We start from the raw sequence: 26,678 nt of genomic DNA on the forward strand, positions 1-26,678 counted from the left end.
ACCGCCCGGCCCGGAACGGCGCTAGCCGTTCCGGGCCGGGCAGCCCCACTCCCCCACCCGGCGCACGGCAACCCGGCTGCCATCCGTGCTGCATCCCCATCAGCGCGCTGCGGGGAATATCTTCACCCAGCGGCCGGGGAATCGTCTGAACCCGTTCTGGCACGGGCGCTTTGATCATCAACCACTTGTACAGGGCCGAGTTCGCGGGCGAGCCGATCGAGGAAGTCGTGCGCATATGCGCGACGCTCCGCAGCGAGCCTCCGGCCAATCGTTGTACGGAAGACAGGCCGATCAAGGTTGCGGCGAGCAATCTCCAACGTGCGCTCGTAGCTCTGGCCCCTGGCGCCCCCGGTAGTGAACGCCTTGGCAATCCCCAGCGCTCCGACCGCCTCCAGATAGTTCGCGTCGTGAACCACGTTCTCCTCGGAGGTATGCGGATCCACGAGATGGCGAGCGAGAGCAGCAAGCCCCTCCGTAATCTCCCGGTCGCTCCAGCCGAGCCCTGTCAGAAGCTGCTTGACCATCCGCCGCACACCCGGCTCGGCCATCCGGTCGGCGACACCATGAAAGCATGCCAGGAAGTAGAGGAGATCCCAACGAAGTTGGAGCTGCTGGCCGACGGTGAGTGGCTCCAGTCTCTTCAGGATCCGCTGGATGTGCTCAACCCCGTGCGCGACATCCTTCTCTGCGTACAGGGGGCTCGAGCACCCCAGGTAGGGGGCTTCCTGATATCTCCTACCTTCCTCCCCTGCAGCCGACATATCTTTTCTCCGTTCAGGGCAAACGCGTCGGCATCACATGGCCATTCGATATGCCATAGATGCGCCCAGTCAATCCCCACGGTACCTCGATGCTGTGAGTCCGCACCATTCCTGCCACCCGTTACGAACCTCCGGAATTATGGGGACCGAAGCGAGGAACGTGTCGGTCCAGGCCTTGGCCAAGGCGGCGGTGACGGTGTGCAGGGCGGGCAGGCCATCGGCCCGCCCTGCGGCGATCCACTGGTCGAGCCCGATCTCTGCGGTATTCGCACATCAGCTCCACGAAGGAGCGGACGTGGAAAGCCGCCTGATTGGGGGTGGGGCACAGTGCAAGCAGTGACTTCAGCTGCTGGTTCTCATCGTCGCCGAAGGTGTCGGGAGTTGTCGATCACGTCAGGATTGCGACCCCTCAGAGGGGCGATGAGGACCGAGTTGGACGCCACGCAGGCCGCCACGTACGCCTACAGGGCGTCGGGCCGCTGCATCGAAACCTGCCCCTCGGCGCGGCGGCGCGGTGGAGCGGTTCGGCCCCCGGCGCGGTCCGGCGCGGTCCAGCAGAACGCGAAGGGCGCGCGCCACCCGCCGGGGTGGTGCGCGCCCTTGGATCAGCCAGTGCGCTAAGACTCCTGCGCGGTGCGCTCCGCGTCTCGCTGCGCCCGCCGAGCGCGCTTCGTTGCGGCCCGCCGCTCCGCCGCGCGCTGGCGTGCCTTCTCTTCCTCGGCGCGGAGCAGGTCGAGGTACCGCTCCGGGTGCTCGGCACGCAGTGCCTCCAGCGCGCGGCGGCGCGGGTTAGCCGGCGTGATGAGTTCACCGCGCCGCGCGGCGATGCCGGCGGTGACCGCATCCAGCAGGCGGGCCTCGTGCTCAAGTCGGCCGTGGACTGCACGTGCTTCGCGGAGGGAAACGCGCCGCGACTGGTCGCCGGGAGCGTTGGGCAGCCTCTTGGTGCTGAGCTGCCGCAGGAGGGATTGCACCGCCTTGCGGGACCGGAAGGCGAGAGCATCAGACCGGATGGCAGCCGCATCGATGGGGTCCTGCTCGCGGGCGAAGCCTACGAGGGCGGCCTCGTACTCGTCGTCGTCCAGGCCCTCGTAGTAGGCGATCTCAGCGGCCACAGCGTCTTGGTCAAGCTCAGACAGGTTCCGGGGCGGCATCGGTATCCATCTCTGGCGGGGCGCGGGCCTGTCGCTCTCGGCCTGGTGCGCCGACTGCGGGCCCGCCTGGTCGGTGGGGTGGTGACATGGGGGAGGTGGCCGCTTCGGGACCGGACCTGTCCGTGCCGGATCGTGACGGCCTGCGAAGCCGCTCCCCGGCCCCGGCACGCTTCCGCGTGGCCAGTGGGCTCGGCACCTTGATCCCCGCCCTGCCACCCCAGGGGCCACCCCCGAGCTGAGCAGCAGGGGCGCCTTAGGAACAGGGCGTAGGAGGCGCCTGACAGGTCCGGCCGCGAAGCGGCCACCTCGCGTCGGATCATACCCGCCCAGCAGGCAGGTTCACCTCGTCACTCCAGGGACGGCCCCCGGCTGGCCTGCTCCTCCTTGACCTGGACGTCGGGCTCAGTCCAGCTGGTCCGCTCCTCCAGCCACGCCGCCGCCTCCTTGAGCATCAGCGCATGCGCAGTCTGGGATGCCATGAGCACCGCACCGACGGTTGCCAGGGTGAGCCGTCCGTCCTGCAGACCGCCGTTCAGCTCCACGATCAGCACGCCGACGACGATGGAGCAGACCACGGCCATGACGCGCTTTCTGGAGGCCGACCAGTGCGCCTGCTACATCGCCGCCAGGAGTAGCGGCAGGAACCCTCTACATCGGCAGCTACGACGGCAAGGTCTACACGCTCTACGCCGCCGGCCGTAGCGGCTTACCCCGGGAATTCCGTCAGGCTGGACGAGCTGTTGCCCCGCAAGGCAACGCAGCCGATGCCCCGGCCAAGCCGACTGACGGCGATGACGTTCGCGGTGGCGCTGCGGGCGGGTCCGACCCGCCGACTGACTGACGTCTCGACTGTCCTGTTTGGGATTTGTCGGCTCGCCGGGCGCCACTAAGCACGTGGCCGGACGGGTGCTTGTGACTTCATAGGACCAGAATCGGGCACCCCCTACTTGCCTGCCCGGTCATGCCCATTCGACGCCGTGCTCGAGCTGCCCCGCGCTCCGCTTCGCCCGACCCCTTGTTGTCCACCTGGCCCGGACCATCAGGTGTCGCAGCCGCTGCAGGGGCCGTCGGAGTCCAGCTGATCCTCCAGGCAGACACAGCAGGAAGACCTGTTCAGCCGCTCTCAGGCAAGATCATCTCCGGGACTTCTCGGGGATTTTCCCGCGCGTCCCGGGGACTCTTCGGGGACTTTTTGCCACCTAAACAGGCAAGGGGCCGAAAGACCCGAAAGGGCCTCCGACGCAGGTCAGAGGCCCTTTCCAAAACAAAGCCGCAGGTAGCGGCGGACGAGTCGGCCTGTACGCCGGGTTCTGTCTCCCGGGAGCCTTGCGGCGCCCGGGGAGGCGGCCATCCATCTAGGGCTGCCGTTGCCGACAGCCTCGTGCGGTCTACCCGCGGACTCGGGCGGGCAGCCCTCGAACATCCGCGCAGAGCGCCCGGAGGCGCTCCATCTTGACCTTGCTCCGGGTGGGGTTTACCGAGCCGTCCGAGTCACCCCGGACGCTGGTGGTCTCTTACACCACCGTTTCACCCTTACCGGGGGCCGAGGCCCCCGGCGGTCTGCTTTCTGTGGCACTGTCCCGCGGGTCACCCCGGGTGGGCGTTACCCACCACCCTGCCCTGTGGAGCCCGGACGTTCCTCGGCGGGTCCGTGGACCCGTCGCGACCGCCCGGCCGGCTCGTCCGCCGTGCGGACCATGCTAGCCGACCGGAGCGGGCGACCGTGCGGGGGCGGGAGCGGGGCTCAGCTCTGGGCGGCCAGGTCGTCCTCTTCGAAGTCGAAGCCGGTCTCGTCGGCTCCGGCGACCATCATGCCCATCATGCCGTCCAGGTCCTTCTTGGTGAGGGCGACGGCGCCGGTGGGCGCCTGGACCGCTGCCGCTTCACGCGAGAGGGAGAGCTTGACGACCATGTGGTCGTCGGAGGTGGCCTTGGGCACCAGCTGGGCGAAGTCGAAGCCGATCGAGGTGATCACGCCGTCCTTGATCAGCAGCTCGGCCGAGACCTGGCGGTCCGGGATCTCGTTGAGCGAGCTGGTCGGCAGCTCCTTGTCCAGCCCGGGGAACTGCTTGGCCAGCGGCGTCAGCGCCTTCTCCAGGTCCCGCACCAGGGTGCGGGCCGGGGCGGAGATGAGGATGCGGTCGGCGTCGCCCTGGCGGCCCTTCTCCTCGAAGGTCACATCGCGGGAGAGCACGCTGCCGAGGGCGTCCAGCAGCTTCCGCTGGGTGTCGGCGTCCACCGACGGGGCGGCCGACGGCTTGGCTCCCGCCTGCCCCCCCAGGTCATTGGTGAACTGCTCCATCAGCTTGCTGTCGAAGGAGATCCACTTGCCCTGCAGGGCCTCCTTGAACACCTTGAGCTCGGGAGGCAGCTCGGACTCCATGCTCCGCAGCTCGCTCGCGTCCTCCCCGACCAGCCCGGCCAGCCCGTCGACGTCCACGCGCGCGTACGCCGTGCCGCCGACCTGGCGGATCTCCGCGAGGGCGGAGCTGCCCTTGCCGTGCAGGGCGAGGCCGAAGTCGATGGCGTCGGCACCGGTCAGCGCGTTCAGCCCGGTCCCACCGGAGGTGGACTTCAGCGACTCGACGTCCTTGAGGGGCTTGTCGGCGCTGACCGTGAAGGCGAGGCGCACCGAGGCCAGGTTCGCCGCGTCCTCGGGCTTCATCTTGTCGTCGGTGAGCGCGGAGAAGGCGCGGATCTGCGCGGCGGTGGAGTCGATGGACAGCTCACCGCCGAGGGTCCGGCCCTCGGCCAGCTTCTCGAAGGCCGACTGGACCTTCTGGGCGGCGGTCAGTTCCTTGACGGCGCCACAGGCGGTGACCCCGGTGGCGAGCAGTGCGGCGCAGCCTGCCGCCGTCAGGGCGACGCGGGTGGCCTTGCGTATGGCGGTGATGATCGTCTTCTCTCGGCGGGCGGCCGGTGTGCCGCGGTGATCAACGTCTCGCCCCAGCGAACCACAGAGCTTTCACAGGGGCATGCGAATTACCAAGCGGTCGTCAAGCTATCGCACAGGTGTGACAACCGGCCCTTCGGGTCATGGAGGGCCCGGCCCGCGCGGGCGACCTGACGGGTGCTCCTGACGGGGGTCCAGGCGGTCCGGGTGATCCGCCCCGTACGGGGACCCGGGGCCCGGTGAGCAGGGACGTTCGGCCCAGTACGGGCGAGGATGTCCGGCCCTGTCCGACCCTGAACGGTGCTGACGATCATTGAGCCGCGCCGGGGCCGGTCTGGTCCGGGCTCCGCCGATGTGTGTGTTCCGTGAAGGGGTTCGGGCTGTGAGTGCCGTCTGGGCAGAGGGAGAGAAGGCGGTGGTCCGCCCCGGTGAAGTGACGGGGAAGCACGGCCGGTCGGCGCTGAGGTGGCTGACCACTACCGACCACAAGACGATCGGCACCATGTATCTGGTGTCGTCGTTCGGGTTCTTCCTGATTGGCGGGGTACTGGCGCTGGTGATGCGGGCCGAACTGGCCCGGCCGGGCACCCAGGTGGTGACCAATGAGCAGTTCAACCAGGCGTTCACCATGCACGGCAGCATCATGCTGCTGCTCTTCGCCATGCCGCTCTTCACCGGCTTCGCCAACTGGATCATGCCCTTGCAGATAGGCGCCCCGGATGTGGCGTTCCCCCGGCTGAACATGCTCTCGTACTGGCTCTTCATGTTCGGCTCGCTGATCGCGGCGGCGGGCTTCCTCACCCCGCAGGGCGCCGCCGACTTCGGCTGGTTCGCCTATGCGCCGCTCTCCGACGCCATCCACTCGCCCGGGGTCGGCGCCGACATGTGGATCATGGGGGTGGCGCTCTCCGGGTTCGGCAGCATCCTGGGCGCCGTCAACTTCATCACCACCATCCTCTGCCTGCGGGCTCCCGGCATGACGATGTTCCGGATGCCGATCTTCACCTGGAACGTCCTGCTCACCGCACTGCTGATCCTGATCGTCTTCCCGGTACTGGCCGCCGCGCTCTTCGGCCTGGAGGCGGACCGCAAGTTCGGCGCCCATGTCTTCGACCCGGCCAGCGGCGGCGCCATGCTCTGGCAGCACCTCTTCTGGTTCTTCGGGCACCCCGAGGTGTACGTGCTGGCGCTGCCGTTCTTCGGGATCGTCTCGGAGATCATCCCGGTCTTCAGCCGCAAGCCGATGTTCGGCTACGCGGGCCTCATCGCGGCCACCATCGCCATCGGCGGGCTCTCGATCACGGTCTGGGCGCACCACATGTATGTCACCGGACAGGTGCTGCTGCCCTTCTTCTCCTTTATGACCTTCCTCATCGCCGTGCCCACCGGGGTCAAGTTCTTCAACTGGATCGGCACCATGTGGAAGGGGTCGCTCTCCTTCGAGACGCCCATGCTGTGGACCACCGGCTTCCTGGTCACCTTTGTCTTCGGCGGCCTGACCGGGGTGCTGCTGGCCTCCCCGCCGATCGACTTCCATGTGTCGGACTCGTACTTCGTGGTCGCGCACTTCCACTACACCCTCTTCGGCACGGTGGTGTACGCGATGTTCGCCGGATTCCACTTCTGGTGGCCCAAGATGACCGGGAAAATGCTGGACGAGCGGCTGGGGAAGATCACCTTCTGGACCCTCACCATCGGCTTCCACACCACCTTCCTGGTGCAGCACTGGCTGGGCGCCGAGGGCATGCCCCGCCGCTACGCCGACTACCTCGCCTCCGACGGCTTCACCACCCTCAACACCGTCTCCACCATCGGCTCCTTCCTGCTCGGCCTGTCGATCCTGCCGTTCCTCTACAACGTCTGGAAGACCGCCAAGTACGGCGAGAAGATCACCGTGGACGACCCCTGGGGCTGGGGCCGCTCCCTGGAGTGGGCCACCTCCTGCCCGCCGCCCCGGCACAACTTCCGCTCCCTGCCGCGCATCCGCTCCGAATCCCCCGCCTTCGACCTGCACCACCCGGAGATGGCTGCCGCCGAGTCGGCCCTGCACTGAGCCCGCCACCGGAGGAGGAGCAGGAACATGTCCCACATCGTCCTCGGCCTGGGCGCGGCGGCGCTGACCGCCGCCGGCTCGGTCTGGTACCTGCCGGCCGCCGCCGACCTGCGCGCAGGCGACGACCGCCCGCGCTCCACCCGCGCCGCCGCCCGGGCCTGCCTGGCCTGGTGGGCCACCTGCGGCGCGCTCGCCCTGGTCCTGCCGGCCACCTCGGGCTGGGCGGCACCCGGTGCGGTGGCGGCGGCGGGCGCCACCACGGCCGCCGCGCTGCGCCTGCGGGCCGGGCTGCTCCACCGGGCCGAGCAGCGCGAGGAGGCCGGGCGCTGGGCGGCGCTCGGCGGCCCGGTACCCATCGCCGACCGGGCCCGGACTCGGGCCCGGGCCCGGCGCACCTTTCTGGTGTGGCTGCTCAGCGGTCTGGCTGCGGCCTGCGCCACCGCCGGAGCCCTGCTGGCCACGGCGGGCACCGGGGGCACCCTGCCCGCCACCGCTGCGGCGGCGGTCGCGCTGCTCTCCCTGGTGGTGGCCGCAGCGCGTTCCCACACCCTGCGATAGGGGGCGGCGGCCAGGCCGCCGGGAGGTCGGGCCGGGCGGCGGCGGTGCGCCCGGCCCGCAGGAGGTTGCTTTCAGGCCGTCTTGAGACCGGGCTTCCCCGCCTCGGAGACCAAGGAGGCCGCCGTGGTGAGGGGGGCACCGGGGGTGGTGACGGCGGAGACGGTCTTGAAGTCGGCGCGGATGCGGTGCCGGTCGAGGTGGCAGGTCGCATAGCCCCGGCGGCCGTCGTAGAAGCGCAGGTGGGGGTTGGCGGCCAGCAGGGTGTCGTGGTTGGCGGGGCGCTCGGCGCCGTCCTGGCCGCTGGTGATGGAGGAGGTGACCAGTTCGACGCCGAGGGTGCGGGAGGCGGGGTCGTCGAAGTCGGCCTTGAGGTCGAAGGCGTAGTGGACATGGACATCCCCGCTGAGGACGACCAGGTTGTCGACCCCTGCGTGCCGAGCGCCGGTCAGGATGCGCTCGCGGGCGGCGGGGTAGCCGTCCCAGGCGTCCATGGAGAGCTTGGAGCGGGCGGCGGTGCTGTTCTTCCGCTGGGAGAAGACGACCTGCTGGGCGATGATGTTCCAGCGGGCGCGGGACGAGGCCAGGCCGTCCAGCAGCCACTTCTCCTGGGTGGCGCCGGTCATGGTGCGGGCGGGGTCCAGCGACTCGGGGCCGGGGTACTGCCAGCCGTCGCCGTACGCCTGGTCGGAGCGGTACTGCCGGGTGTCCAGCACGTCGAACCGGGCCAGCCGCCCGTAGTCGAAGCGGCGGTAGAGCCGCATGTCGGGGCCGGTGGGCAGCTGCGGTGTGCGCAGCGGCATGTTCTCCCAGTACGCCCGGTAGGCGGCGGCGCGGCGGATCAGGAACTCCTCCGGCGGGTCGTTGTCCTCGTCGATGGCGCCGGCGTAGTTGTTCTCGGTCTCGTGGTCGTCCCAGGTGACGATCCACGGGTGGGCGGCGTGGGCGGCCTGGAGGTCGCGGTCGGACTTGTAGAGGGAGTAGCGCAGCCGGTAGTCGTCCAGGGTCTCGGTCTCGGTGTCGAAGAGCGCGGGGAGTGTCCGGTCGGTGTAGCCGCGGGCGCCGCCGTTGGCGGTCACGGCGTACTCGTAGAGGTAGTCGCCGAGGTGCAGGACGACGTCCAGGTCCTCCCGGGAGAGGTGGTCGAAGGCGGTGAAGTAGCCGTCGTGGTACGCCTGGCAGGAGACGAAGCCGAACCGCAGGGCGGCGGGCTGGGCGTGCAGCGCCGGGGCGGTGCGGGTGCGGCCGACCTGGCTGGTCCAGCGGCCGACGTGGAAGCGGTAGAAGTAGCCCCGGGCGGGCTTCAGGCCGCGGGCGTCGACGTGCACGGCGTGGTGGTACGCCACGTGGGCGGTCTCGGTGCCCCGGGCGACGGGCCGCTTGAACGTTTCGTCCTGGGCGATCTCCCAGTGCACCTCGACCTTGGCCCCGGGCGGCATGCCGCTGCCGGGCTCGTATGGGCGCGGGGCGAGGCGGGTCCAGAGCACGACGGAGTCGGGGCGGGGGTCTCCGGAGGCCACGCCCAGGGTGAAGGGGTCCTCGCCGAGGGAACGGGGGTCGGCGGTGGCGGCGTGGGCGGAGGGCAGGTTGGTGGTGAAGGCGAGTGCGGCGGCGGCTCCGGTGGCGGTGAGGAAGCGGCGGCGGCCGAGGCGGGCGGCGCGGCGCATCTCGGCGGGCGTGGTGGTGTGGAAGTCCATGGCAGGTGTCCCCCTCGTACGGTCGGCGAACCGGTACTGCACAACGGCCGAACCAGTGGATCGGATGCGCCGGGCCGCGCGGTGGGGCCACGCGGTGTCCGTCGCCGATCGGGGACATGGCAGTCAGCTGAGAGCCGCTCAGCCGAGGTGGGGGTGGGATTGGCCGCTGAAGCCGTGGCGGAGGCGGAGCCGGGTGGTGGGTGAGATGTCGAGTGCGTCAAGGGCGGTCTTCGGGACCCAGCGGACTTCGAAGGACTCCGGGCTGGTTGTCGGAACGGCGTTCCAGCAGCACCTCGCCCTCGGCGTTCAGTACGAACGCGGTGACGGCGGGCACGATGCTGTTGGCCTGGGGCGCGTCAGGGTCGTCGAAGTAGTCGGTGCGGGCCACGCTCTCGCCTCCTGAGCTGTGCGGATTCGGAACAGCGGGGGTCAGTGGGGGCTGCGGAGGTGGGCGACGATGCGGTCGAGGGTGGCGGCGTCGGCGGGGTCGAGGGCGAGCAGGGGGGCGGGGGGTGTGCCGAGGATGCGGTCGGCCTGCTCGGCGGCGGCGCGGCCGGTTGCGGTGACGCTGACGATCTTGCTGCGGCGGTCGTCGGGGTGCGGGGTGCGCTCGACCAGGGCGCGGCGGGCGAGGTCGTCCACCACGACGGTGGTGTACGGGGCGTCGGTGGCCAGCTCGGCGGCGAGGGCGCGCAGCGTCATCGGACGGGCGGCGAGGTGGCGCAGGGCCTTGATGCGGATGAAGCTCAAGCCGAGCGCGTCGACCACCTCGCGGCGGCGGTCGTGGTCCTCCAGGACGAGGGCGCGGAGGTTCTGCCAGGCGTGAGTGGCGGTGGCGAGCTGCGCGGCGGAGGGGGCGGGGCAGTGGGGTTCGGGGTGGCGGCGGGGGCCTGGGTGCCGACGCGGGGCGGGGCAGCGACGGGGGTCGGGGTGGCGGCAGGGGGCTGCGCGGCGGGGGCCTGGGCGGCAGCAGGGGGCGCGGCGGCGGGGGTGGGGTGGCCGGGGCGCTGCCGTGGGGGGCGAGGTCGTCGGAGATCGTCACGTGCGGACCGGCGCCTTCCGGTGGTCGGGGTTGAGCCGGGCGGCCACGTCGGCGGCGGTGTGCCCCGCCCAGCGGGTGGTGCTGATGATACCGAGCAGCAGTACGGCGACCCCGCACCCTGCGGTGATCCACCAGGCCGCGTGGCTGGCAGCCGGGAAGCCCGTGGCGAAGGGCCCGACGACGGCGGAGACGGCGACGGTGCCGATGACGGCGACCCCCAGCGACTGGCCGACCTGGCGGCTGGTGGAGGCGACCGCGGCGGCGACCCCGGCGCGGTCCCGGGGCATCCCGGAGACGGCCGCGTTGGTGATCGGGGCGTTGACCATGCCGAAGCCCAGGCCGAAGAGGGCGTACGAGGCGAGCAGCAGCGCGGTGGAGGAGTCGGCGGTGAGGGTGGTGAGCAGCAGGCCGCTGGCGGTCATGGTGGCGCCGGCGACCAGCAGCGGCAGCCGGGGGCCGGTGCGGCCGACGATACGGCCGGACAGCGGGGCGCAGACCAGGGTGAGGGCGGCCATCGGCAGGGTCCAGAGTCCGGCGACGACCGGGCTGTAGCCGCGTACCTCCTGGAGGTAGAGGGTGTTGAGGAAGAGGAAGCCGCCGAGTGCGGCGAAGGCGCAGACCGCGATGGCGGTGGCCGCCGCAAAGGGGATGCTGCGGAAGAAGCGCAGGTCGATCAGGGGCTCCTCACGGCGGCGCTCCCAGACCAGGAAGCCGCCGAGCGAGGCGGCGGCGACGCAGCCGAGGGTGAGGATGGCGGGCGAGGTCCAGCCCTGGCCTGGGCCCTCGATGATGGTGTACGTGAGGGAGCCGAGCAGCGCGACGACCAGCAGCTGGCCCACCGGGTCCAGGCGGCGGGCGCGCAGCGCGCGGGACTCGGGGACGTACACGGCGGTGAGGGCGAGGGCGGCGAGGCCGACCGGGATGTTCATCCAGAAGATGGAGCGCCAGCCGGCGGTGTCGACCAGCAGCCCGCCGACGACGGGGCCGAGCGCCATGCTGATGCCGACCACGCCGCCCCAGACGCCGATGGCCTGGGCCCGCTCCCGGGGGTCGGTGAAGGTGTTGGTGATGATCGACATGGCGACCGGGTTGAGCATGGAGCCGCCGATGGCCTGGACGGCGCGGAAGGCGATCAGCCAGCCGAGTCCGGGGGCGATGCTGCACAGCAGCGAGCCGAGGACGAAGAGGACCAGCCCGGTCTGGAAGGTGCGGCGGCGGCCGATGCGGTCGGCGGTGGAGCCGGAGAGCATCAGCAGCGCGGCCAGTACCAGGGTGTAGGCGTCCACCACCCATTGCAGCCCGGAGGACTCGGCGTGCAGATCGGTGCGGATGGCCGGCAGGGCGACGTTCACCACCGTGTTGTCGAGCCCGACGATCAGCAGGCTGAGACAGCAGATCGCCAGGATGAGCAGGCGGCGCCGCCGGGTGAGCTCGGGCACGGGGCTGGGCACCTCGATGGTTGTAGTCAGCTAATTGTTTTGACGATACAACCATTCTGAAGGGCTGACTAGACGCCCATACGATGATGAGGTCTCCTTATATGGACGAAACGGCCGAAAGCGAGGCCCCTCATGATGCAGGGCGGTGACGGCGAGGGCAGCCGCGACAACGCCATCGCCCGGCTTCTCAGCTGCACCGACCCCGGCACCCTGCTGCACACCCTGGTCCACGCCGGACTCTCCGACCTCGGCGCCCGGGCCGGTGCCGTCTACCTCGTCCAGGACGACGGCTGGCTGCGCCTCGCCGCCGCCATCGGCGTGGAGCCGCACCTGCTGGAGGGCCGCCGCCTGCTGCCGCCCGACCACGACCTGCCGGTCGCCCAGGTGGTCCGCACCCACCAGCCCGTCTACGTCCCCACCGAGGCCGAGCACCAGGCATTCCCCAGCGTGGTGGAGATGAAGAGCGGCAATGTCTCCTTCGCCGCGATGCCGCTGCTGGTGGACGACCGCTGCCTGGGTGCGATCTTCATCGGACTGGACCGGCCGTGGGCGTTCTCCGAGGCCGACCGCGCCGCGCTCTTCGCGATGACCGCCGTCTGCGCACACCGCCTGGAGCACCTGCTCGCCTTCGACCGCGCGGGCGGGCCGCCGGACGGCCGCGCGGTGCGGCTGCTCGACGCCCGCAACCGGGCCGCCCGGCTGGAGTTGGCCATGTCGGCCACCGCCACCGGCTCCTTCGACTGGGAGTTCGCGGCCGGCACGCTGATCTGGGACGAACGGCTCTGCCGCATCTTCGGCCTGGACCCCGGCGACTTCGACGAACGCTTCGAGACCTTCCTCGACGCGGTCCACCCGGACGATGTGCCGTTGGTGGAGAGCGCCATCGCGGAGGCCATCGAGTCCCGAGGCGAGTACCGGGCGGTCTGCCGGATCGTACGGACCGACGGAGCCATCCGCTGGGTGGACGCCAAGGGCCGCGTCATCACCGACGCCGGTGGCCGTCCCATGCGGATGGTGGGCGTGACCTTCGACTGCACGGAGCAGCGGCTGCGCGACGAGCGGGAGGAGGCCCACCAGCGGACCCGGCGGGCCCGCGAGCGGTTCACCCTGCGGATCACCCGTGCCCTCTCCCAGGCGTCCACGGTGGACGAGGTGGTCCAGGTGATGACCGGCACCGCGCTGCCGGCGCTGGGCGCGGACGCCCTGGTGGTGCACCTCGGCGACGGCGGCCAACTGCGGCTGGCCGGGGCCGCCGGGTACGGCGAGGGGGCGCGCGAGCGGCTGCGCACGCTGGACCGGTCGGCCCGCTCCCCCATGAACCGCGCGCTGGCGAACGGCACCCCGCTCTTCTTCGAGCACCCGGCCGCGTACGCCGCCGCCTTCCCGGACACGGTCGCCGACCCGGAGCCCGACCACCAGGCGTGGGCGGTACTGCCGCTCACCGCCGCCGACCGGCCGGTCGGCACCTGCCTGATCGCCTTCCGCCGACCGCGCGGCTTCACCCCCGAGGACCGCACCCAGTACACCGCGCTGGCCGGCATCCTCGCCCAGTCGCTGGCCCGGGCCCGCCTCTTCGACCAGGAGCGGCGGCGGATGACCGAACTCCAGCGGGTGATGCTCCCCCGGCGCCTCCCCGAGCTGCCCGGACTCGCCACCGCCGCCCGCTATCTGCCCGGCTCGGAGGGCATGGAGGTGGGCGGCGACTGGTACGACGTGCTGCCGCTGCCCGACGGCCGGGTGGGCCTGGTCATCGGCGACGTCCAGGGCCACTCCACCCGGGCGGCGGCCGTGATGGGCCAACTCCGGATCGCGCTGCGCGCCTACGCCGCCGAGGGCCACGACCCCGCCACCCTGATGACCCGCACCAACCGGCTGCTCTGCGGGCTGGACACCGAACTCTTCGCCACCTGCTGCTACGTCGAACTGGACCCGGCCGACGGCTCCGCCCGGGTGGTGCGGGCCGGCCACCCCCACCCGCTGCTGCTGGACCCGGACGGCGACGCGGCCGAACTGGAGGTCACCGGCGGCCTGCCGCTCGGCCTGGACGCCGCCGAGGAGTACGCGGTCAGCCGGATCGTGCTGCCACCCGGCGCCCTGCTGCTGCTGCACACCGACGGGCTGGTCGAGAGCCGGGACAAGGAGTACGGCGACGCCGTCGAGGACCTGCTCGTACTGCTGCGCCACTGGGCCTGCTCCCCGGACGGCGACGGGCATGTCGGACCCTCCGGCCAGCGCCACGCCGTACAGCGGCTCGCCGACCGGGTGGCCGCCCCGGCGGCGGCCCGCCGGGCCCGGGAGGACGACATCGCCCTGCTGCTGGTCCGCCGCACCCCCGACCCGGACGCCGCGCCACCGGTCGCCGCCGACTGGCGGATCGCCGCCGGAGACCTGCGGGCCCTCGCCGACGCCCGGCGCGACCTGCGGCGGCAGCTCACCGCGTGGGGGCTGCCGTCGCTCGCCCGGGACGCCGAACTGCTGGCGGCCGAGCTGATGAGCAATGCGGTGCTGCACGCCGGCGGCGATGTCGAGCTGAACGCCCGGCTGGACGGCGATGTGCTGCGGGTGGAGGTGCTGGACAGCAGCCGGCACCGGCCGAGGCTGATGCCGGAGGGCGGCGGGCTGGACGGGGAGGACGGCGTGGAGGACGGCCGGGTCCCGGTCAGCGGGCGCGGCGTGCGGCTGGTCGACGCCTATGCGGAGCGGTGGGGGTGGGAGCCGCTGGGGGACCGCAAGGCGGTCTGGTTCGAACTCCGGGACGGGGACGGCCGGGGCTGATGCCGGAGCGCGGCTGGGCCTGGAGGCGGCTGGTGGCTGCGGGCCCGGGTCGGGCAGGCTGGCCGGGTGGCGGTCTCGCGGTATGCGGAGTGGCGGCCGGCGGCGGCGCCGGACCGGTATGTGGCCTGCCTCTGGGTCCGGGAGACGGACGGCCCACGCGGGCACGGCCAGCTGATCGTGCCCGACGGCTGCGTCGACCTGGTCTGGCGGGAGGAGCGGCTGGAGCTGGCGGGGCCGGACCGGGGCCCGCGAACGGTGCGGACGGGCGGCGGCGAGACCATCGCCGGGGTGCGGCTGCGTCCGGGGGCGGCCGGCCTGCTGCTCGGCCGGGTGCCGGTGGCGGAGGTGTGCGACCGGCAGGTGCCGCTGGCGGAGTTCCACCCGGACCGGGCGGACCGGCTGGCGGAGCGGCTGGCCCGGGCGGGCGGCCCGGCGGACGCCGCGCGGGTGCTCGACCGGTTCGTGTCCCGGCTGCTGCCCGGCTAGCGGCCCAGTTCGGCGTCGCTGAACCAGGCGCGGGCGAGGCTCTGCGGGTGCGGGGCGAAGTCGTACGGCAGGTGGTACTTGCCCGGGGCGTAGCCGGGCGCGAGCCGGGCCTCCCCGGGGCGGTCCGGTTCGAGCAGCACCAGGCGCTGCTCCCGGACCAGCTCGCCCAGCCGTCGGGCCTGCCGCCGGGCCCATGGCCGGTCCGGTACCCCGTCGAGGAAGGCGACGGCGGCCTCGGCCTCGTAGGGGTGGGTCTGCTCCAGCCGTTCGACGGCGTGGCGGCAGAAGTCGGTGGCCGGTCCCAGCCAGCGGTGCCGGACCCCGGCGCGGAGCAGCGGTCCGGCGATCTGGCCGGTGGCCAGCAGTTCACCGGCGGGTTCGGTGGGGATCGGCAGCCAGGGCGGGCAGTACTGAGGGGACCCCGCCGTCGGCGGCGGTGACCTGGGCCAGCCAGTCGCAGATCCCGGTGGCTCGCGGGCTGGGCAGCGCGCCCGCCTCCGCCAGGACCCGCAGGGCGGCGGGCAGCGCGATGGGCTGGCCCTCCGGCCCCCGTACATCGGGCTCCAGGCCGAACGCATAGCCGTCCTCCCGGCTGCGGTAGGCGTCCAGCGCGGCCAGCACCCCCGCCGGTGCGGCCTCACCGCCGAAGAGGAAGGCGAAGCGGCGCTGCTCCAGTACCCGGCCGGACGTCCAGAGGAAGCGCCCGGGCCCTGTCGATCATGTCGTTGTCGGCCCGTACCATGCCTCGACGGTAGGCGGGTCCGGGCCAGGGGTCTTGAACGAAACGGCCATCCGCGAAGGGCCGGGGCGGCAGCAGGGCGCATGGCCCTTTGCGGCGGGCGCGGGGCGGCGTAGCGTGACGGGATCTTGGACCCTTGGCCCGACCGCACCTCCGGGAGTTCGCCGTGGCAGTTGCTTCACCCCGCTATGACGCCGTGATCGTCGGCGGTGGCCACAACGGGCTGGTGGCGGCGGCCTACCTGGCGCGGGCGGGCCGCCGGGTGCTGGTGCTGGAGCGGCTGGGGCAGGCGGGCGGGGCGGCCGTCTCCACGCAGGCGTTCCCGGGGGTGGACGCCCGGCTGTCGCGCTACTCGTACCTGGTGAGCCTGCTGCCCCGGAAGGTGGCCCGCGACCTGGGTCTGCGGGTGGAGCTGCGGCGCCGCCGGATCTCCTCGTACACCCCCGCCGTGCGCGGCGGCGGGCCGACCGGGCTGCTGGTGGACGCGGCGGACCCGGACCGGACCCGGGAGTCCTTCCGGGCGCTGACCGGCTCCGACCGGGAGTGGCAGTCCTGGCAGCGCTTCTACGGGATGACCGCCCGGATCGCCGAGCGGGTCTTCCCCACCCTCACCGAGCCGCTGCCCTCGCGGGCCGAGCTGCGGCGGCAGGTCGGGGACGACACGGCGTGGGGTGCGCTCTTCGAACGGCCGCTGGGCGAGACCGTGGAGGCGGTCTTCACCGACGACCTGGTACGCGGCGTGGTGCTGACCGACGCGCTGATCGGCACCTTCACCCACGCCCATGACGAGTCGCTGCGGCAGAACCGCTGCTTCCTCTACCACGTGATCGGCAATGGCACCGGCGACTGGGACGTCCCGGTGGGCGGCATGGGCGCCGTGACGGGGGCGCTGGAGGCCGCCGCGCGGGCGGCCGGTGCGGAGATCCGGACCGGCTGCGAGGTGACCGCGATCAGCACCGACGACCGGGCCGACGGGACCGCCCACGCCGAGGTGACCTACCGCCACCGGGACGGCGAGGGCCGGGCGGTCGGGCGGCGGGTGCTGGTGAACGCGGCGCCGTCGGTGCTGGAGCGGCTGCTCGGCGAGGAACCGTCGGCGCCCGCCCCGGAGGGCGCCCAGCTGAAGGTCAATATGGTGCTGCGCCGCCTCCCCCGGCTGCGGGACTCCGCCGTGGACCCCCGGGAAGCCTTCGCCGGTACCTTCCACATCGCCGAGTCCTACGGGCAGCTGGAGACCGCCTACCGGGAGGCCGCGGCCGGGCGGGTGCCGCAGGCCCCGCCGTCGGAGATTTACTGCCACTCCCTCTCCGACCCGTCGATCCTCGGGCCCGGCCTCGCGGAGCAGGGCTGCCACACCCTCACCCTCTTCGGGCTGCATATGCCCGCCCGGCTCTTCGGCGACCCCGCCGCCAAGCAGCGGGCGCTGGCGGCGACGCTGGCGCAGCTGGACGCGGTGCTCGCCGAGCCGATCGCCGACTGCCTCGCCCTGGACGCCGAGGGCCGCCCGTGCCTGGAGGCGAAGACCCCGCCGGACCTGGAGCGGGAGGTGGGCCTGCCGGGCGGCCATATCTTCCACCGCGACCTGGCATTCCCGTTCCACGACGGCGACCGGGAGGAGACCCCGGCCGCCCGCTGGGGGGTCGCCACGGCGCACCCGTCGGTGCTGCTCTGCGGCGCCGGAGCGGTCCGGGGCGGCGGGGTGAGCGGCATCCCGGGGCACAACGCGGCGATGGCCGTACTGGAGGGTGCGTGAGGATGCATAGGGTTGCGGGGTAGCCCGCAGAGTGCCGACCGAGGAGTACCGCCGTGCTTGTCCTGCTGCCGCCGTCCGAGGGCAAGGCCGCTTCGGGGGAAGGCGGGCCGCTGGACCCGGCCGGGCTGGCGCTGCCCGCACTGAACCCGGCCCGGGAGCGGGTGCTGGACGCGCTGACGGCGCTCTGCGCAGAGGGGGACGGCGCCGAGGCCATGCGGGTGCTGGGGCTGAGCGAGGGGCTGCGCGGCGAGCTGGCCAGGAACGCCGGGCTGCGGACGGCTCCGGCGCTGCCGGCCGGGCGGCTCTACACGGGGGTGCTGTACGACGCGCTGGACCTGGCCGCGCTGGCCCCGGCCGCACGGGCGGCGGCGGAGCGGTCGCTGCTGGTCTTCTCCGGGTTGTGGGGCGCCCTGCGGATCACCGACCGGGTGCCGCCGTACCGCTGCTCGATGGGCGTGAAGCTGCCGCCGCTGGGCGCGCTCGGCCCGTACTGGCGGGCGGCCATGGCCGAGGTGCTGCCGGAGGCGGCCGGGGAGGGCCTGGTGCTGGACCTGCGGTCGAGCGCCTATGCGGCGGCGTGGCGGCCCACCGGTGCGGTGGCGTCCCGGACGGCGACCGTGCGGGTGCTGCATGAGCGGGAGGTCGCCGGGGTGGTGAAGCGGTCGGTGGTGAGCCACTTCAACAAGGCGACCAAGGGGCGGCTGCTGCGCGACCTGCTCCAGGCCGGCGCGGAGCCGCGCGACCCCGGGGAGCTGGCGGTGGCGCTGCGCGACCTCACGTACACGGTCGAGCAGCAGCCGGCCGCCGCCGGGAAGCCGGTGCCGCTGGATGTGGTGGTCACCGAGCTGTGAGCAGCCGGACAGCGGCGGGGGCGGGGGCCGGTGCGGCCCCCGCCCCGGTTCAGCGCAGGTGGCCGGTGTCGTTGAGCAGCCGTACCGAGGTGTTGCCGTCCGCGTAGTACTGCACGGCGGAGAGCGAGGCCGCCGAGAGCTCCATCCGGAAGAGCGACTCCGGCGGGGCGCCCAGGGCGAGCCGCACCAGGGTCTTGACCGGGGTGACATGGGTGACCAGCAGCACGGTGCGGCCGGTGTGGCGGGCCAGCAGCTTGTCGCGGGAGAGGGCGACCCGGCGGGCGGTGGCGGCGAAGCTCTCGCCGCCGGTCGGGGCGGCCTTCGGGGAGGCCAGCCAGGCGGCCAGGTCGGCGGGGTGGCGCTGCTGCACCTCGGCGAAGGTCAGGCCCTCCCAGGCGCCGAAGTCGGTCTCCCGCAGCCCCTCGTCGATCCGCACCTCCAGGCCGAGCCGGTCCGCGACGGCCTCTGCGGTCTGCCGGGCGCGCTTCAGCGGGGAGGAGACGACGACCTGGACGGTGCCCCGGGCGGCGAGCGCGGCGGCGGCCCGCTCGGCCTGCCAGTGGCCCTTGTCGGACAGTTCGGGGTCGCTGCCGCCACTGCCGGAGAACCGCTTCTCCGGCGTCAGGTGGGTCTCTCCGTGCCGCAGCAGCACAAAGGTGGTGGCGGTGCCGAGGTCGCCGGCCCAGCCTGCGGGCCGTACGGGCGGCTGCGGCTCCTCCTCGGCGGCCGGCGCAGGCCGCCCGGCCACAGCAGAAGCGGCAGCGGCCTTGGGCTCCCACTGCCGACCGGCCTTGCCCGCGTCCATGGCCTCGTTGGCGAGCCGGTCGGCGTCCTTGTTCCGCTCGCGGGGGATCCAGGCGTACGACACCCGGCCGCGCGGGAAGACGGTGCGCGCCTCGGCGGCGAGCGGCTGCATGTCCGGGTGCTTGATCTTCCAGCGGCCGGACATCTGCTCGACGACCAGCTTGGAGTCCATCCGGACGTCGACCCGGGCGTCCGGGTCGACGGCGTGCGCGGCCCGCAGCCCGGCGATCAGCCCCCGGTACTCGGCGACGTTGTTGGTGGCACGGCCGATGTACTCGGCGGCCTCGGCGATGATCTGCCCGGTGTCGCCGTCGCGGACGACGGCGCCGTATCCGGCCGGGCCCGGGTTCCCCCGGGAGCCGCCGTCGGCCTCCACGACAAGCCTGCGCTCCGCCATGGCGTCAGATGCCCGAGTCGGAGGTGCGGATCAGGATGCGGCCGCAGTTCTCGCACCGCACCACCGCGTCCTTGGGCTGCGCCTTGATCTCGTTGATGTCGGCGGTGGACAGCTCCACCCGGCAGCCCTCGCAGCGCCGCTGGTAGAGGCGGGCTGCGCCGATGCCGCCCTGCTGCTCGCGCAGCCGGGTGTAGAGCTTCATCAGGTCGGCGGGGATGACGGCGGCGACGGTCTCCCGGTCCCGGGCGACCTTGGCGGCGTCGGCGTCGATCTCGGCGTACCCGGCGTCGCGGCGGGTGACGGCCTCGTCCAGGACCACCGAGGCGTGCTCCAGCCGGGCGGTCAGCTCGGTGACCCGGCCCTGGGCGGACTCCAGCCGCTCCATCACCTCCAGGACGACGTCCTCCAGGTCGGACTGGCGCTTGGCCAGCGAGCCGATCTCATGCTGGAGGTTCTCCAGGTCCTTGGGCGAGGTGATGGCGCCGGAGTCCAGCCGCTGCTGGTTGCGGACGGCACGGGCGCGGACCTGCTCCACGTCCTGCTCGGCCTTGGTCTGCTCGCGGGCGGTGTCGCCGAGCTGCGTCTCGGCGGCCACCACCAGGTCGCGCAGCGCGGTGTGGTCGGCGCTGGCCTTCTCGATCTCGGCGTGCTCGGGCAGGCTGCGGCGCCGGTGCGCCAGCTGGTCGAGCCGGGAGTCGAGGGCCTGAAGGTCCAGCAGGCGGATCTGGTCGGCGGGCGCGGCGTTCAGCGGAAGCTCCTGGAATGGTCGGGTGGGGCGGTCAGTCGGTGGGGTACGGCATGGGCGCGTGGGCCGTCCACGGGTCGGTGACCAGCTCGGAGACCTTGATCTCCAGCGCCCAGCCGCGGCTCTCGGCCAGGGCGGCCAGGTCGCGCTCGGCCAGCCGCAGCCAGGGCCACTCGGTGGCCCAGTGCGCGGCGTCGACCAGGGCGACGGGCGCGGCCTCGGACGCCTCGGAGGCCGGGTGGTGGCGCAGGTCGGCGGTGACATAGGCGTCCACCCCGGCGGCGCGGACCTCGGCGAAGAGGCTGTCGCCGGAGCCGCCGCAGACCGCGACCCGCGAGACCGGCCGGTCCGGGTCGCCCGCGACCCGCACCCCCGTGGCGGTGGCGGGCAGTCCGGCCGCGACCCGGGCGGCGAAGGCGGAGAGCGGCTCGGGCGCGGGCAGCTCTCCGATCCGGCCGGTGCCGCGACGCCCGGCGGGGTCGGTCGGGTCCGCCACCAGCGGCCCGGTGACCCGCAGCCCGATCGCCTCGGCGAGGGCGTCGGAGACGCCCGGGTCGGCGTGGTCGGCGTTGGTGTGGGCGACATGCAGGGCGATGCCGTTGCTGATCAGGGTGTGCACCACGCGGCCCTTGAAGGTGGTCGCCGCGACGCTGGTGGTACCGCGCAGATAGAGCGGATGGTGGGTGATCACCAGGTCGGCGTCCCAGGCCACGGCCTGGTCCACCACGGCCTGTACGGGGTCCACCGCCAGCAGCACCCGGGACACCTCGGCGTACGGGTCGCCGCAGACCAGGCCCACGGCGTCCCAGGACTCCGCCCACCGGGGCGGGTAGAGCTGGTCGAGCACGCTGATGACGTCGGACAGTGTGGGCACGGGTCGAGACTACCGCGCGCCGTAACCGATCCCCGCCCCCGCTGGTCAGTGATCACTCCGGTACGCCAGACTGCGCCCGTGACATCCACCGACCCGCTGCTCCGACCCACCCTGCAACAGCAGCCGCGCAGCAGCGGCCGCCCGTGGCGGCTCATCTCCCAGGGGTATGTCGCCTTCTTCGGCGGCACCCTCGCCGGCACCGCCGTCGCGGTGGTCAACGCGACCCGGCTCGGCCTGCCGCGCCGCCGCGTCCTGGCGGTCGCCTCGGTCGGCGCCGCCGCCCTGGCCGCCACCCTGGCCCTGCTCACCGTCGGCAGCGGGATCCTGGCCGGCGCGCTGACGGTGGAGCGCATCCTGGCGATGGCGGCGTATCTGTGGCAGGTCCGGCTGCAACGCGAACCGGACCGGGTCTTCGTACTGCGCGGCGGCGAGTACGCACCGCTGCTGGGGGTGGGCGTCGCCGCCGTGGCCGGTCTCGGCCTGCTGGAGGGCGTGCTGGTGCACGGGGCCCTCGCGGCGGTGTCCCGGTGAGCGCCGACGCGCTGGCGCTGGCCGAGCACTGGCTGGAGCGCGGCCGACCCGACCGGGCGCTGGACGAGCTGAGCCGGCTCACCGGCGAGGGCGCGGTGTCGCGGCATGCCTTCCGGGTCCGCGCGCTGGCCCACCACCTGGCCGACGACGACCAGGCCGCCGTCGACATCGCCCGCAGCGGACTGGCCGCCCACGGCCCCGACGCCGGGCTGCTGGGCGTGCTCGCCCAGTCCCTCGCCGACCTGGGCCGCACCGCCGAGGCCGAGCACGCCTGCCTGAGCGGGCTGACCCTGGAGCCGCAGAACGCCTGGCTGCTCTGCACCTACGCCCGGCTGTGCGCCTTCGCCGGGCAGCACGACAAGGCCCGGCAGCTGGTGGACCGCGCCGCCGCCCACGACCCCGGCTCCCGCCCGGTCGCCCACACCCGGGTGGTGCTGGCCATCGCCCGGGGCGACCACGCCGAGGCGGAGCGGCTCACCGCCGCGCTGCTCGCCGCCGATCCCGACGACGTCGGCGCGCATGCGCTGCGCGGCCTGGCCGCCTCGCACCGGGGCGACCCGGGCGCCGCCTACGCGGGATTCCGCGCGGCGGCGGCGGGCAACCCGCAGAACCGGCACATGGTGGACGCCGCCCGCGAGCTGCGCGCCGCCAACCACTGGCTGCTGCGCCCGCTGCGGCCCTTCCAGCGGTTCAGCGTCTTCCAGATCTGGATCACCGTGGTGCTGATCCAGTTCGGGCTGCGGGCGGTCGGCCTGGGGGCGGTGGCCCTGCCGCTGGCCCTCGCCTGGCTGGCGTTCTGCGCGTACTCCTGGATCGCACCGCCGATCGTCCGCCGGCTGATGAGGAAGGGACTGCTGTGAGCGAGGAACGGATCGAGTCACTGCGGCGGGCGGTCGAGGCCAGCCCGGACGACACCATGCTGCGGCTGATCCTCGCCGAGGCGCTGCTCGCCGCAGACCTGGGCGAGCAGTCGCTGCTCCACTTCGAGGTGCTGCTCCAGGCACGGGCGCTGCCCGCCGAGTCGCTGCTCCAGGTCGGCGGGGCCGCCCTGGAGGCCGACCGGCTGGACCTGGCGCGGGCCTGCCTGGAGGCCGCCCGGCAGGCGGGCGTGGTGGAGGGGGTGGCCGCGCTTCAGCGGCGGGTGGAGGACCGGCTGGCGGAGCGCAGCGGCGCCGACCGGCTGCGGGTGCTCGCCGACGGCGCGGGCGACCCGGGCGGCGGTCCGGACGGCGACGCGGGCCCCGAGTCGACCACCTTCGCCGATGTGGGCGGCATGACCGAGGTCAAGAAGCTGATCCACCGGATGGTGGTGCTCCCCCGCTCCCGGCCCGAGCTGTTCGCCCGGTACGGCCGCCGGGCCGGCGGCGGGGTGCTGCTGTACGGGCCGCCGGGGTGCGGCAAGACGCTGCTGGCGCGGGCGACGGCCGGCGAGTGCGGGCTGCCGTTCCTCAATGTCCGTATCGAGGATGTGATCGACCCCTACCAGGGGGTCTCCGAGCGCAATCTGCACCAGGCGTTCGAGACGGCCCGCGCGGTCGGCCCCTGTGTGCTCTTCCTGGACGAGCTCGACGGGTTGGCGTACGCGCGCCACAAGCACCGTGGCTCGGAGGCGCGGCGGCTGGTGGACGTACTGCTCCAGGAGTTGGACGCGATCGGCTCCGACAACACCGGGCTGACGGTGATGGCCGCGACCAACGCCCCCTGGGACGTGGACGAGGCGATGCTGCGGCCGGGCCGCTTCGACCGGGTGGTCTTCGTACCGCCGCCGGACGAGCCCGCCCGGACGGACATCCTGCGGGTGCACACCGCCGAGCTGCCGTCGCAGGGCACGGTGGACACCGGGGCGGTGGCCGCCCGCACCTCGCTCTTCTCCGGCGCGGACCTGCGGGCCGTGGTGGAGCGGGCGGTGGACGAGCTGATCGAGGAGTCGCTGCGGACCGGCGGCGAGCCGCCGCTGGACACGCCCGGCCTGCTGGCGGCGGCGGAGCGGGTGCGGCCCTCCACGCTGGAGTGGCTGCAACGGGCCAAGGCGTATGTGGAGTTCGCCAACCAGAGTGAGCGCTACGAGGATGTGGCGGCCTATCTGCGGACGCGTGAGGTGCGGCGCCGACTGCCCAAGGGCGAGTGACGAGCCGTCAGACTCTCTTTGGGGAAGGGCTTCAGGCCAGTCCGGCCATCAGCTCGGCGAAGGCGCCGGCCGAGGCCCGGGAGGTGGAGAGCCGGTCCAGCCGGGCCCGGGCCAGTCGGCGGCGGAACGGGCCGGTCCGGGTGTCGTCGCCCGCGTCATGCAGCATCTCGGTCATCCAGCGGGAGAACTCCTGGTAGTTCCAGGCCCGTTGCAGGCAGACCGCCGAGTAGGAGCGCAGCCCCGCGTCATCGCCGTCCCGCACCAGGTCCCGTACGGCGCGGGCGAAGACCTCGGCCTCGTAGAGCGCGAGATTCATGCCCTTGCCGCCCATCGGCGAGATGATGTGGGCCGCGTCGCCCACCAGATGGAGCCGGCCGTGGCTCATCGGCTCATGGACCACGCTGCGGAGCCGGAAGACCTCCTTCTCGGTGACCGTGCCGGGCGGCGGGCCGTCGTCACTGCCGAGCCGGGCGCGCAACTGCTGCCGGACGCGGTCCTCCGGCCAGTCGTCCGGGCCGTCGCCGAGCGGGACCTGGAGGTAGAAGCGGCTGGCGCGGGGGCCCCGGGCGAAGTGGGCGGCGAAGCCGTGGCGGCTGACCGCCAGCAGCGGGTGGCGCGGCGGTGCGGCGTCGGCCAGCACGGTCAGCCAGGCGATCCCATGGTCGAACGGATAGGCGGTCAGCACGCCGTCGGGTATGGAGGCGCGGCTGACCCCGTGGTCGCCGTCGCAGCCGGCGACCAGGTCGCAGGCGATCTCATGCGCCACGCCGTCGGCGTCCCGGTAGCGGACCACCGGCTGCTCCCCGGTCACCCCATGAAGCGTCACCTCGGCCGCCTCGAACCGCAGATCGCCGCCGTCCTCCAGGCAGGCCGCGATCAGCCGCTGCACCAGCACCTGCTGCGGGCAGAGCCGGGCCTCCAGCCGCTCGGCCAGGCCGGTCTCGTCCAGCAGGCGGCTCTCGCCGTCCACCCGGACCTCCAGCACGCCGTCGTACGGGAAGCCGCCGACGACCCGCTCGGCCAGCCCCCACTCCTCGAACATCCGCACGGCGCGGTGCTCCACGATGCCCGCCCGCTGCCGCTGCTCGACCCGGGAGCGCGGTCGGCGCTCCAGCACCGTGCAGGGGATGCCCAGCCGCAGCAGCAGACCGGCGACGGTCAGCCCGGCCGGCCCCGCCCCGACCACCACCACGGTCGTCCGTTCACGTACGGTCCCCGGCATGCCGCCCCCTCCGCCGCACCAGGCCCCCAGCATAGTGATCCGGGTGACGCCGGCCGAGGGGCCTGAAGAGTCGGAGGCCAAGGCATCGAACCGGGGGGCGCCGCAGGGCAAATCGGCATCCGGTCACCCGTATGAGTGAAGGCGCGGTGATCGCGTTGAGCACCGTCCGCCCCGGCCGTAACTTCGATGCCGCGAGGGGCGGGAATGGGCCGGATGGGTCAGGGGGACCGGACACGCGTCCGTGACCGCCCCGCATTCCGAAGCCGGCGCAGGTCCGGCCGCCGACGGGTCCGAGGCAGAGGTGTGGAGCATGGGGAAGGGCACACCGCGCCGTACGACGGGTGGCTGGACGCCGGTGGAGGTCGCACGGGCGGCCGTGGCCGGCACCGGGGGCGGTGACGGCGGATGGGGGTTCGCCGCCGACGCCCTGCGGTGCACGGTCCGGCCGCCCGGCCACCGGGTCCGCGCCCGGGGTCGGCGGATCCACGTCCGCGTCGGCGCCGGTCGCGACTCCGCACGGGCGGCCCAGGTGCTGGCCGGGGTGGCCCGGATCGCGGCGGCCGACCCCTGCGCCTTCACCGTCACCGCCGACTGCGGGGAGATCACCCTCCACCCCGACGACGACGCCCACTACATCCGCCTGGTGCAGGCGCTGCACGGGGCCGCCGAGCGGCTGTCCGGCCTCGGCCCCGACCCCGGCCCCGGCCCGGAAGTGGAGCTGACACCCGGTCCGGTCCTGATCGGCCCCCGTCACCGGAGAGCGGACCCGGGCCGGGGCTATGTGCTGACCGCCACCGTGCGCCACGGCCCGGCCGGCTCGGTCCACCTGGGCCGGTCCACCGCCACCGGCGCCGATGTGGTGGTCAAGCAGGCCCTGGGCCGCAGCGCCCGCGAGGCCCTGCGCCACGAGGCCGAGCTGCTCCGGCGGCTCGACGGCAGCGGCCTGACCCCGCGTCCGCTGGAACTGGTCCGGCAGGCCGACCGGCTGCTGCTGGTCCAGGAGCGCATCCCCGGCCGGCCGCTCGGCGCCTGGGTCGCCGCCCGCCTCACCCGGGACGGCGCCCCCGATGTGCCCTGGGAGGCCGCCCGGCCGATGGCCGCCGCCCTGGTCGACCTGGTCGAGCGGCTGCACGCCCATGACCTGGTGCTGCGCGGGCTCACCCCGGAGAACGTCATGGTCCGGCCCGACGGCGGGCTCCGGCTGGTCAACCTCCGGCCCGCCGCCGCCACCGGATCGGTCGTCCGCTGCGCCGGCACCCCCGGCTATCTGCCGCCCGAGGACCGGCGCCCCCGGCGCGGTCTGCGCAGCGCCCGGCCCGGCGACCTCCCCGCCGGAAGCTGCCTGGCCCAGCCCACCGGGGACCTCTTCGCCCTGGGCGGCCTCTTCTTCCTGCTCGCCACCGGCCACGATCCGCTGCTGCCGGACGGCCCCGGCCCCCGCCCCGCCGAGGACCGCCTGGCCCGCTGGCTCGCCCTCGCCGCCCGCACCGGCCGGACCGCCCGCCGCCTCGCCCCGGCCGTCCTGGGGCTGCGGCGCAGCGACCCCGGCGAGCGGATGGGTCTCGGGGAGGTCCGGCGGCTGCTGTGCGACGGCACCCCCCGGCCGTCCTCCGCCGCCCCGCCACCGGCCCACCACCCGGCCGCGCCGGACCGCATCCCCCGCGACGGCTCCCACGCCGCCCGCCACCCCCACCCCACCCGGGCAGCCACCCCATGACGCCCGCCCACCGCCCAGCCCCCCTCACCCCCGACGGCTCCCACGCCGCCCGCCACCCCCAT

Annotated in this window: 25 protein-coding genes and 1 other RNA gene; 11 read left to right on the plus strand and 15 right to left on the minus strand. The window is 73.5% G+C overall.

Annotation, left to right across the window (positions count from 1 at the left end):
- Positions 1-122 precede the first annotated feature (122 nt).
- The 5 genes from C7M71_RS07485 to C7M71_RS07510 all read right to left on the minus strand — a co-directional run bounded on the left by C7M71_RS07485 (position 123) and on the right by C7M71_RS07510 (position 4,580).
- Positions 123-761 carry an HD domain-containing protein gene (locus tag C7M71_RS07485; protein ID WP_111490570.1) on the minus strand — a complete coding sequence of 213 codons (639 nt, stop codon included), beginning with the start codon at positions 759-761 and terminating at the stop codon, positions 123-125.
- Between the two features lie 617 nt (positions 762-1,378).
- Entirely contained in the window at positions 1,379-1,876 is a 498-nt protein-coding gene (locus C7M71_RS07490) for a hypothetical protein (protein ID WP_162824175.1), read from the minus strand.
- A gap of 386 nt (positions 1,877-2,262) precedes the next feature.
- Positions 2,263-2,496 carry a hypothetical protein gene (locus C7M71_RS07495; RefSeq protein ID WP_111490568.1) on the minus strand — a complete coding sequence of 78 codons (234 nt, stop codon included), beginning with the start codon at positions 2,494-2,496 and terminating at the stop codon, positions 2,263-2,265.
- 702 nt (positions 2,497-3,198) lie between these two features.
- Positions 3,199-3,597: RNase P RNA component class A (gene rnpB, locus C7M71_RS07505), an RNA gene on the minus strand.
- A 62-nt stretch (positions 3,598-3,659) separates the two neighbouring features.
- Positions 3,660-4,580 carry a hypothetical protein gene (locus C7M71_RS07510; RefSeq protein WP_111490567.1) on the minus strand — a complete coding sequence of 307 codons (921 nt, stop codon included), beginning with the start codon at positions 4,578-4,580 and terminating at the stop codon, positions 3,660-3,662.
- A 10-nt stretch (positions 4,581-4,590) separates the two neighbouring features.
- On the opposite strand from C7M71_RS07510, the gene C7M71_RS07515 reads away from it, so the two are divergent.
- The 3 genes from C7M71_RS07515 to C7M71_RS07525 all read left to right on the plus strand — a co-directional run bounded on the left by C7M71_RS07515 (position 4,591) and on the right by C7M71_RS07525 (position 7,419).
- A complete protein-coding gene (locus tag C7M71_RS07515) occupies positions 4,591-4,848 on the plus strand; it encodes a hypothetical protein (RefSeq protein WP_162824176.1) in 258 nt (85 codons plus the stop codon).
- 312 nt (positions 4,849-5,160) lie between these two features.
- On the plus strand, positions 5,161-6,861 hold the full coding sequence (ctaD, locus tag C7M71_RS07520) for an aa3-type cytochrome oxidase subunit I (RefSeq protein ID WP_407675873.1): 1,701 nt from the start codon (positions 5,161-5,163) through the stop codon (positions 6,859-6,861).
- A 27-nt stretch (positions 6,862-6,888) separates the two neighbouring features.
- On the plus strand, positions 6,889-7,419 hold the full coding sequence (locus C7M71_RS07525; protein ID WP_114914239.1) for a hypothetical protein: 531 nt from the start codon (positions 6,889-6,891) through the stop codon (positions 7,417-7,419).
- A gap of 71 nt (positions 7,420-7,490) precedes the next feature.
- On the opposite strand, the gene C7M71_RS07530 is transcribed toward C7M71_RS07525, so the two are convergent.
- From C7M71_RS07530 to C7M71_RS07550, 4 genes are all read right to left on the minus strand, one after another.
- Positions 7,491-9,113, minus strand: a complete 1,623-nt coding sequence (locus C7M71_RS07530) for an alkaline phosphatase D family protein (protein ID WP_229758600.1) — start codon at positions 9,111-9,113, stop codon at positions 7,491-7,493.
- A 217-nt stretch (positions 9,114-9,330) separates the two neighbouring features.
- Positions 9,331-9,501, minus strand: coding sequence for a hypothetical protein (locus tag C7M71_RS07535; RefSeq protein ID WP_322975151.1), 171 nt, complete (start codon positions 9,499-9,501; stop codon positions 9,331-9,333).
- A gap of 41 nt (positions 9,502-9,542) precedes the next feature.
- Complete coding sequence (locus tag C7M71_RS07540) at positions 9,543-9,863, minus strand: MarR family winged helix-turn-helix transcriptional regulator (protein WP_229758601.1); 321 nt, start codon at positions 9,861-9,863, stop codon at positions 9,543-9,545.
- 288 nt (positions 9,864-10,151) lie between these two features.
- Positions 10,152-11,594 carry an MFS transporter gene (locus C7M71_RS07550; protein ID WP_111492949.1) on the minus strand — a complete coding sequence of 481 codons (1,443 nt, stop codon included), beginning with the start codon at positions 11,592-11,594 and terminating at the stop codon, positions 10,152-10,154.
- Positions 11,595-11,726: 132 nt separating this feature from the next.
- Between C7M71_RS07550 and C7M71_RS07555 the strand changes: the two genes are divergently transcribed.
- Both C7M71_RS07555 and C7M71_RS07560 read left to right on the plus strand, forming a co-directional pair.
- Entirely contained in the window at positions 11,727-14,369 is a 2,643-nt protein-coding gene (locus C7M71_RS07555) for a SpoIIE family protein phosphatase (RefSeq protein WP_111492950.1), read from the plus strand.
- 66 nt (positions 14,370-14,435) lie between these two features.
- Positions 14,436-14,855, plus strand: a complete 420-nt coding sequence (locus C7M71_RS07560; RefSeq protein WP_111492951.1) for a DUF6597 domain-containing transcriptional factor — start codon at positions 14,436-14,438, stop codon at positions 14,853-14,855.
- Here the strand turns inward: C7M71_RS07560 and C7M71_RS31000 are convergent.
- Together C7M71_RS31000 and C7M71_RS31005 are read right to left on the minus strand one after the other, a co-directional pair.
- On the minus strand, positions 14,852-14,995 hold the full coding sequence (locus C7M71_RS31000; RefSeq protein ID WP_175607650.1) for a hypothetical protein: 144 nt from the start codon (positions 14,993-14,995) through the stop codon (positions 14,852-14,854). The genes C7M71_RS07560 and C7M71_RS31000 overlap by 4 nt on opposite strands.
- A 226-nt stretch (positions 14,996-15,221) precedes the next feature.
- Entirely contained in the window at positions 15,222-15,476 is a 255-nt protein-coding gene (locus C7M71_RS31005) for a hypothetical protein (protein ID WP_175607651.1), read from the minus strand.
- A gap of 284 nt (positions 15,477-15,760) precedes the next feature.
- Here C7M71_RS31005 and C7M71_RS07570 point away from each other — a divergent pair, with 284 nt between their 5' ends.
- Both C7M71_RS07570 and yaaA read left to right on the plus strand, forming a co-directional pair.
- Positions 15,761-17,347, plus strand: a complete 1,587-nt coding sequence (locus C7M71_RS07570; protein ID WP_111492956.1) for a phytoene desaturase family protein — start codon at positions 15,761-15,763, stop codon at positions 17,345-17,347.
- Between the two features lie 53 nt (positions 17,348-17,400).
- Positions 17,401-18,198 carry a peroxide stress protein YaaA gene (gene yaaA / locus C7M71_RS07575; RefSeq protein ID WP_111492952.1) on the plus strand — a complete coding sequence of 266 codons (798 nt, stop codon included), beginning with the start codon at positions 17,401-17,403 and terminating at the stop codon, positions 18,196-18,198.
- A gap of 49 nt (positions 18,199-18,247) precedes the next feature.
- Here yaaA and C7M71_RS07580 read toward each other — a convergent pair whose 3' ends face one another.
- From C7M71_RS07580 to C7M71_RS07590, 3 genes are read right to left on the minus strand one after another with little or no spacing between them, the layout of a single operon-like run.
- Positions 18,248-19,399, minus strand: coding sequence for a bifunctional RNase H/acid phosphatase (locus tag C7M71_RS07580; RefSeq protein ID WP_111492953.1), 1,152 nt, complete (start codon positions 19,397-19,399; stop codon positions 18,248-18,250).
- A 4-nt stretch (positions 19,400-19,403) separates the two neighbouring features.
- Positions 19,404-20,147: a zinc ribbon domain-containing protein gene (locus C7M71_RS07585; protein WP_114914676.1), complete on the minus strand. Its 744-nt coding sequence runs from the start codon at positions 20,145-20,147 to the stop codon at positions 19,404-19,406.
- Positions 20,148-20,178: 31 nt separating this feature from the next.
- Positions 20,179-21,018, minus strand: a complete 840-nt coding sequence (locus tag C7M71_RS07590; RefSeq protein WP_114914240.1) for a Nif3-like dinuclear metal center hexameric protein — start codon at positions 21,016-21,018, stop codon at positions 20,179-20,181.
- A 78-nt stretch (positions 21,019-21,096) separates the two neighbouring features.
- On the opposite strand from C7M71_RS07590, the gene C7M71_RS07595 reads away from it, so the two are divergent.
- Genes C7M71_RS07595 through C7M71_RS07605 form a run of 3 tightly spaced genes read left to right on the plus strand, consistent with a single transcriptional unit; the run spans position 21,097 to position 23,677 of the window.
- Positions 21,097-21,549: a hypothetical protein gene (locus tag C7M71_RS07595; RefSeq protein ID WP_111494459.1), complete on the plus strand. Its 453-nt coding sequence runs from the start codon at positions 21,097-21,099 to the stop codon at positions 21,547-21,549.
- Positions 21,546-22,409: a tetratricopeptide repeat protein gene (locus C7M71_RS07600; RefSeq protein ID WP_111494457.1), complete on the plus strand. Its 864-nt coding sequence runs from the start codon at positions 21,546-21,548 to the stop codon at positions 22,407-22,409. Before C7M71_RS07595 ends, C7M71_RS07600 begins: the two co-directional genes overlap by 4 nt.
- Complete coding sequence (locus tag C7M71_RS07605) at positions 22,406-23,677, plus strand: ATP-binding protein (protein WP_111494455.1); 1,272 nt, start codon at positions 22,406-22,408, stop codon at positions 23,675-23,677. Before C7M71_RS07600 ends, C7M71_RS07605 begins: the two co-directional genes overlap by 4 nt.
- 31 nt (positions 23,678-23,708) lie before the next feature.
- On the opposite strand, the gene C7M71_RS07610 is transcribed toward C7M71_RS07605, so the two are convergent.
- The gene (locus C7M71_RS07610) at positions 23,709-24,899 is read right to left on the minus strand and encodes a 4-hydroxybenzoate 3-monooxygenase (protein ID WP_111494453.1); all 1,191 of its coding nucleotides are present in this window, start codon (positions 24,897-24,899) and stop codon (positions 23,709-23,711) included.
- 310 nt (positions 24,900-25,209) lie between these two features.
- On the opposite strand from C7M71_RS07610, the gene C7M71_RS07615 reads away from it, so the two are divergent.
- Entirely contained in the window at positions 25,210-26,616 is a 1,407-nt protein-coding gene (locus C7M71_RS07615; RefSeq protein ID WP_162824177.1) for a protein kinase domain-containing protein, read from the plus strand.
- The last annotated feature ends 62 nt before the right edge of the window (positions 26,617-26,678 follow it).

Source organism: Peterkaempfera bronchialis (assembly GCF_003258605.2).
Lineage (GTDB): Bacteria > Actinomycetota > Actinomycetes > Streptomycetales > Streptomycetaceae > Peterkaempfera > Peterkaempfera bronchialis.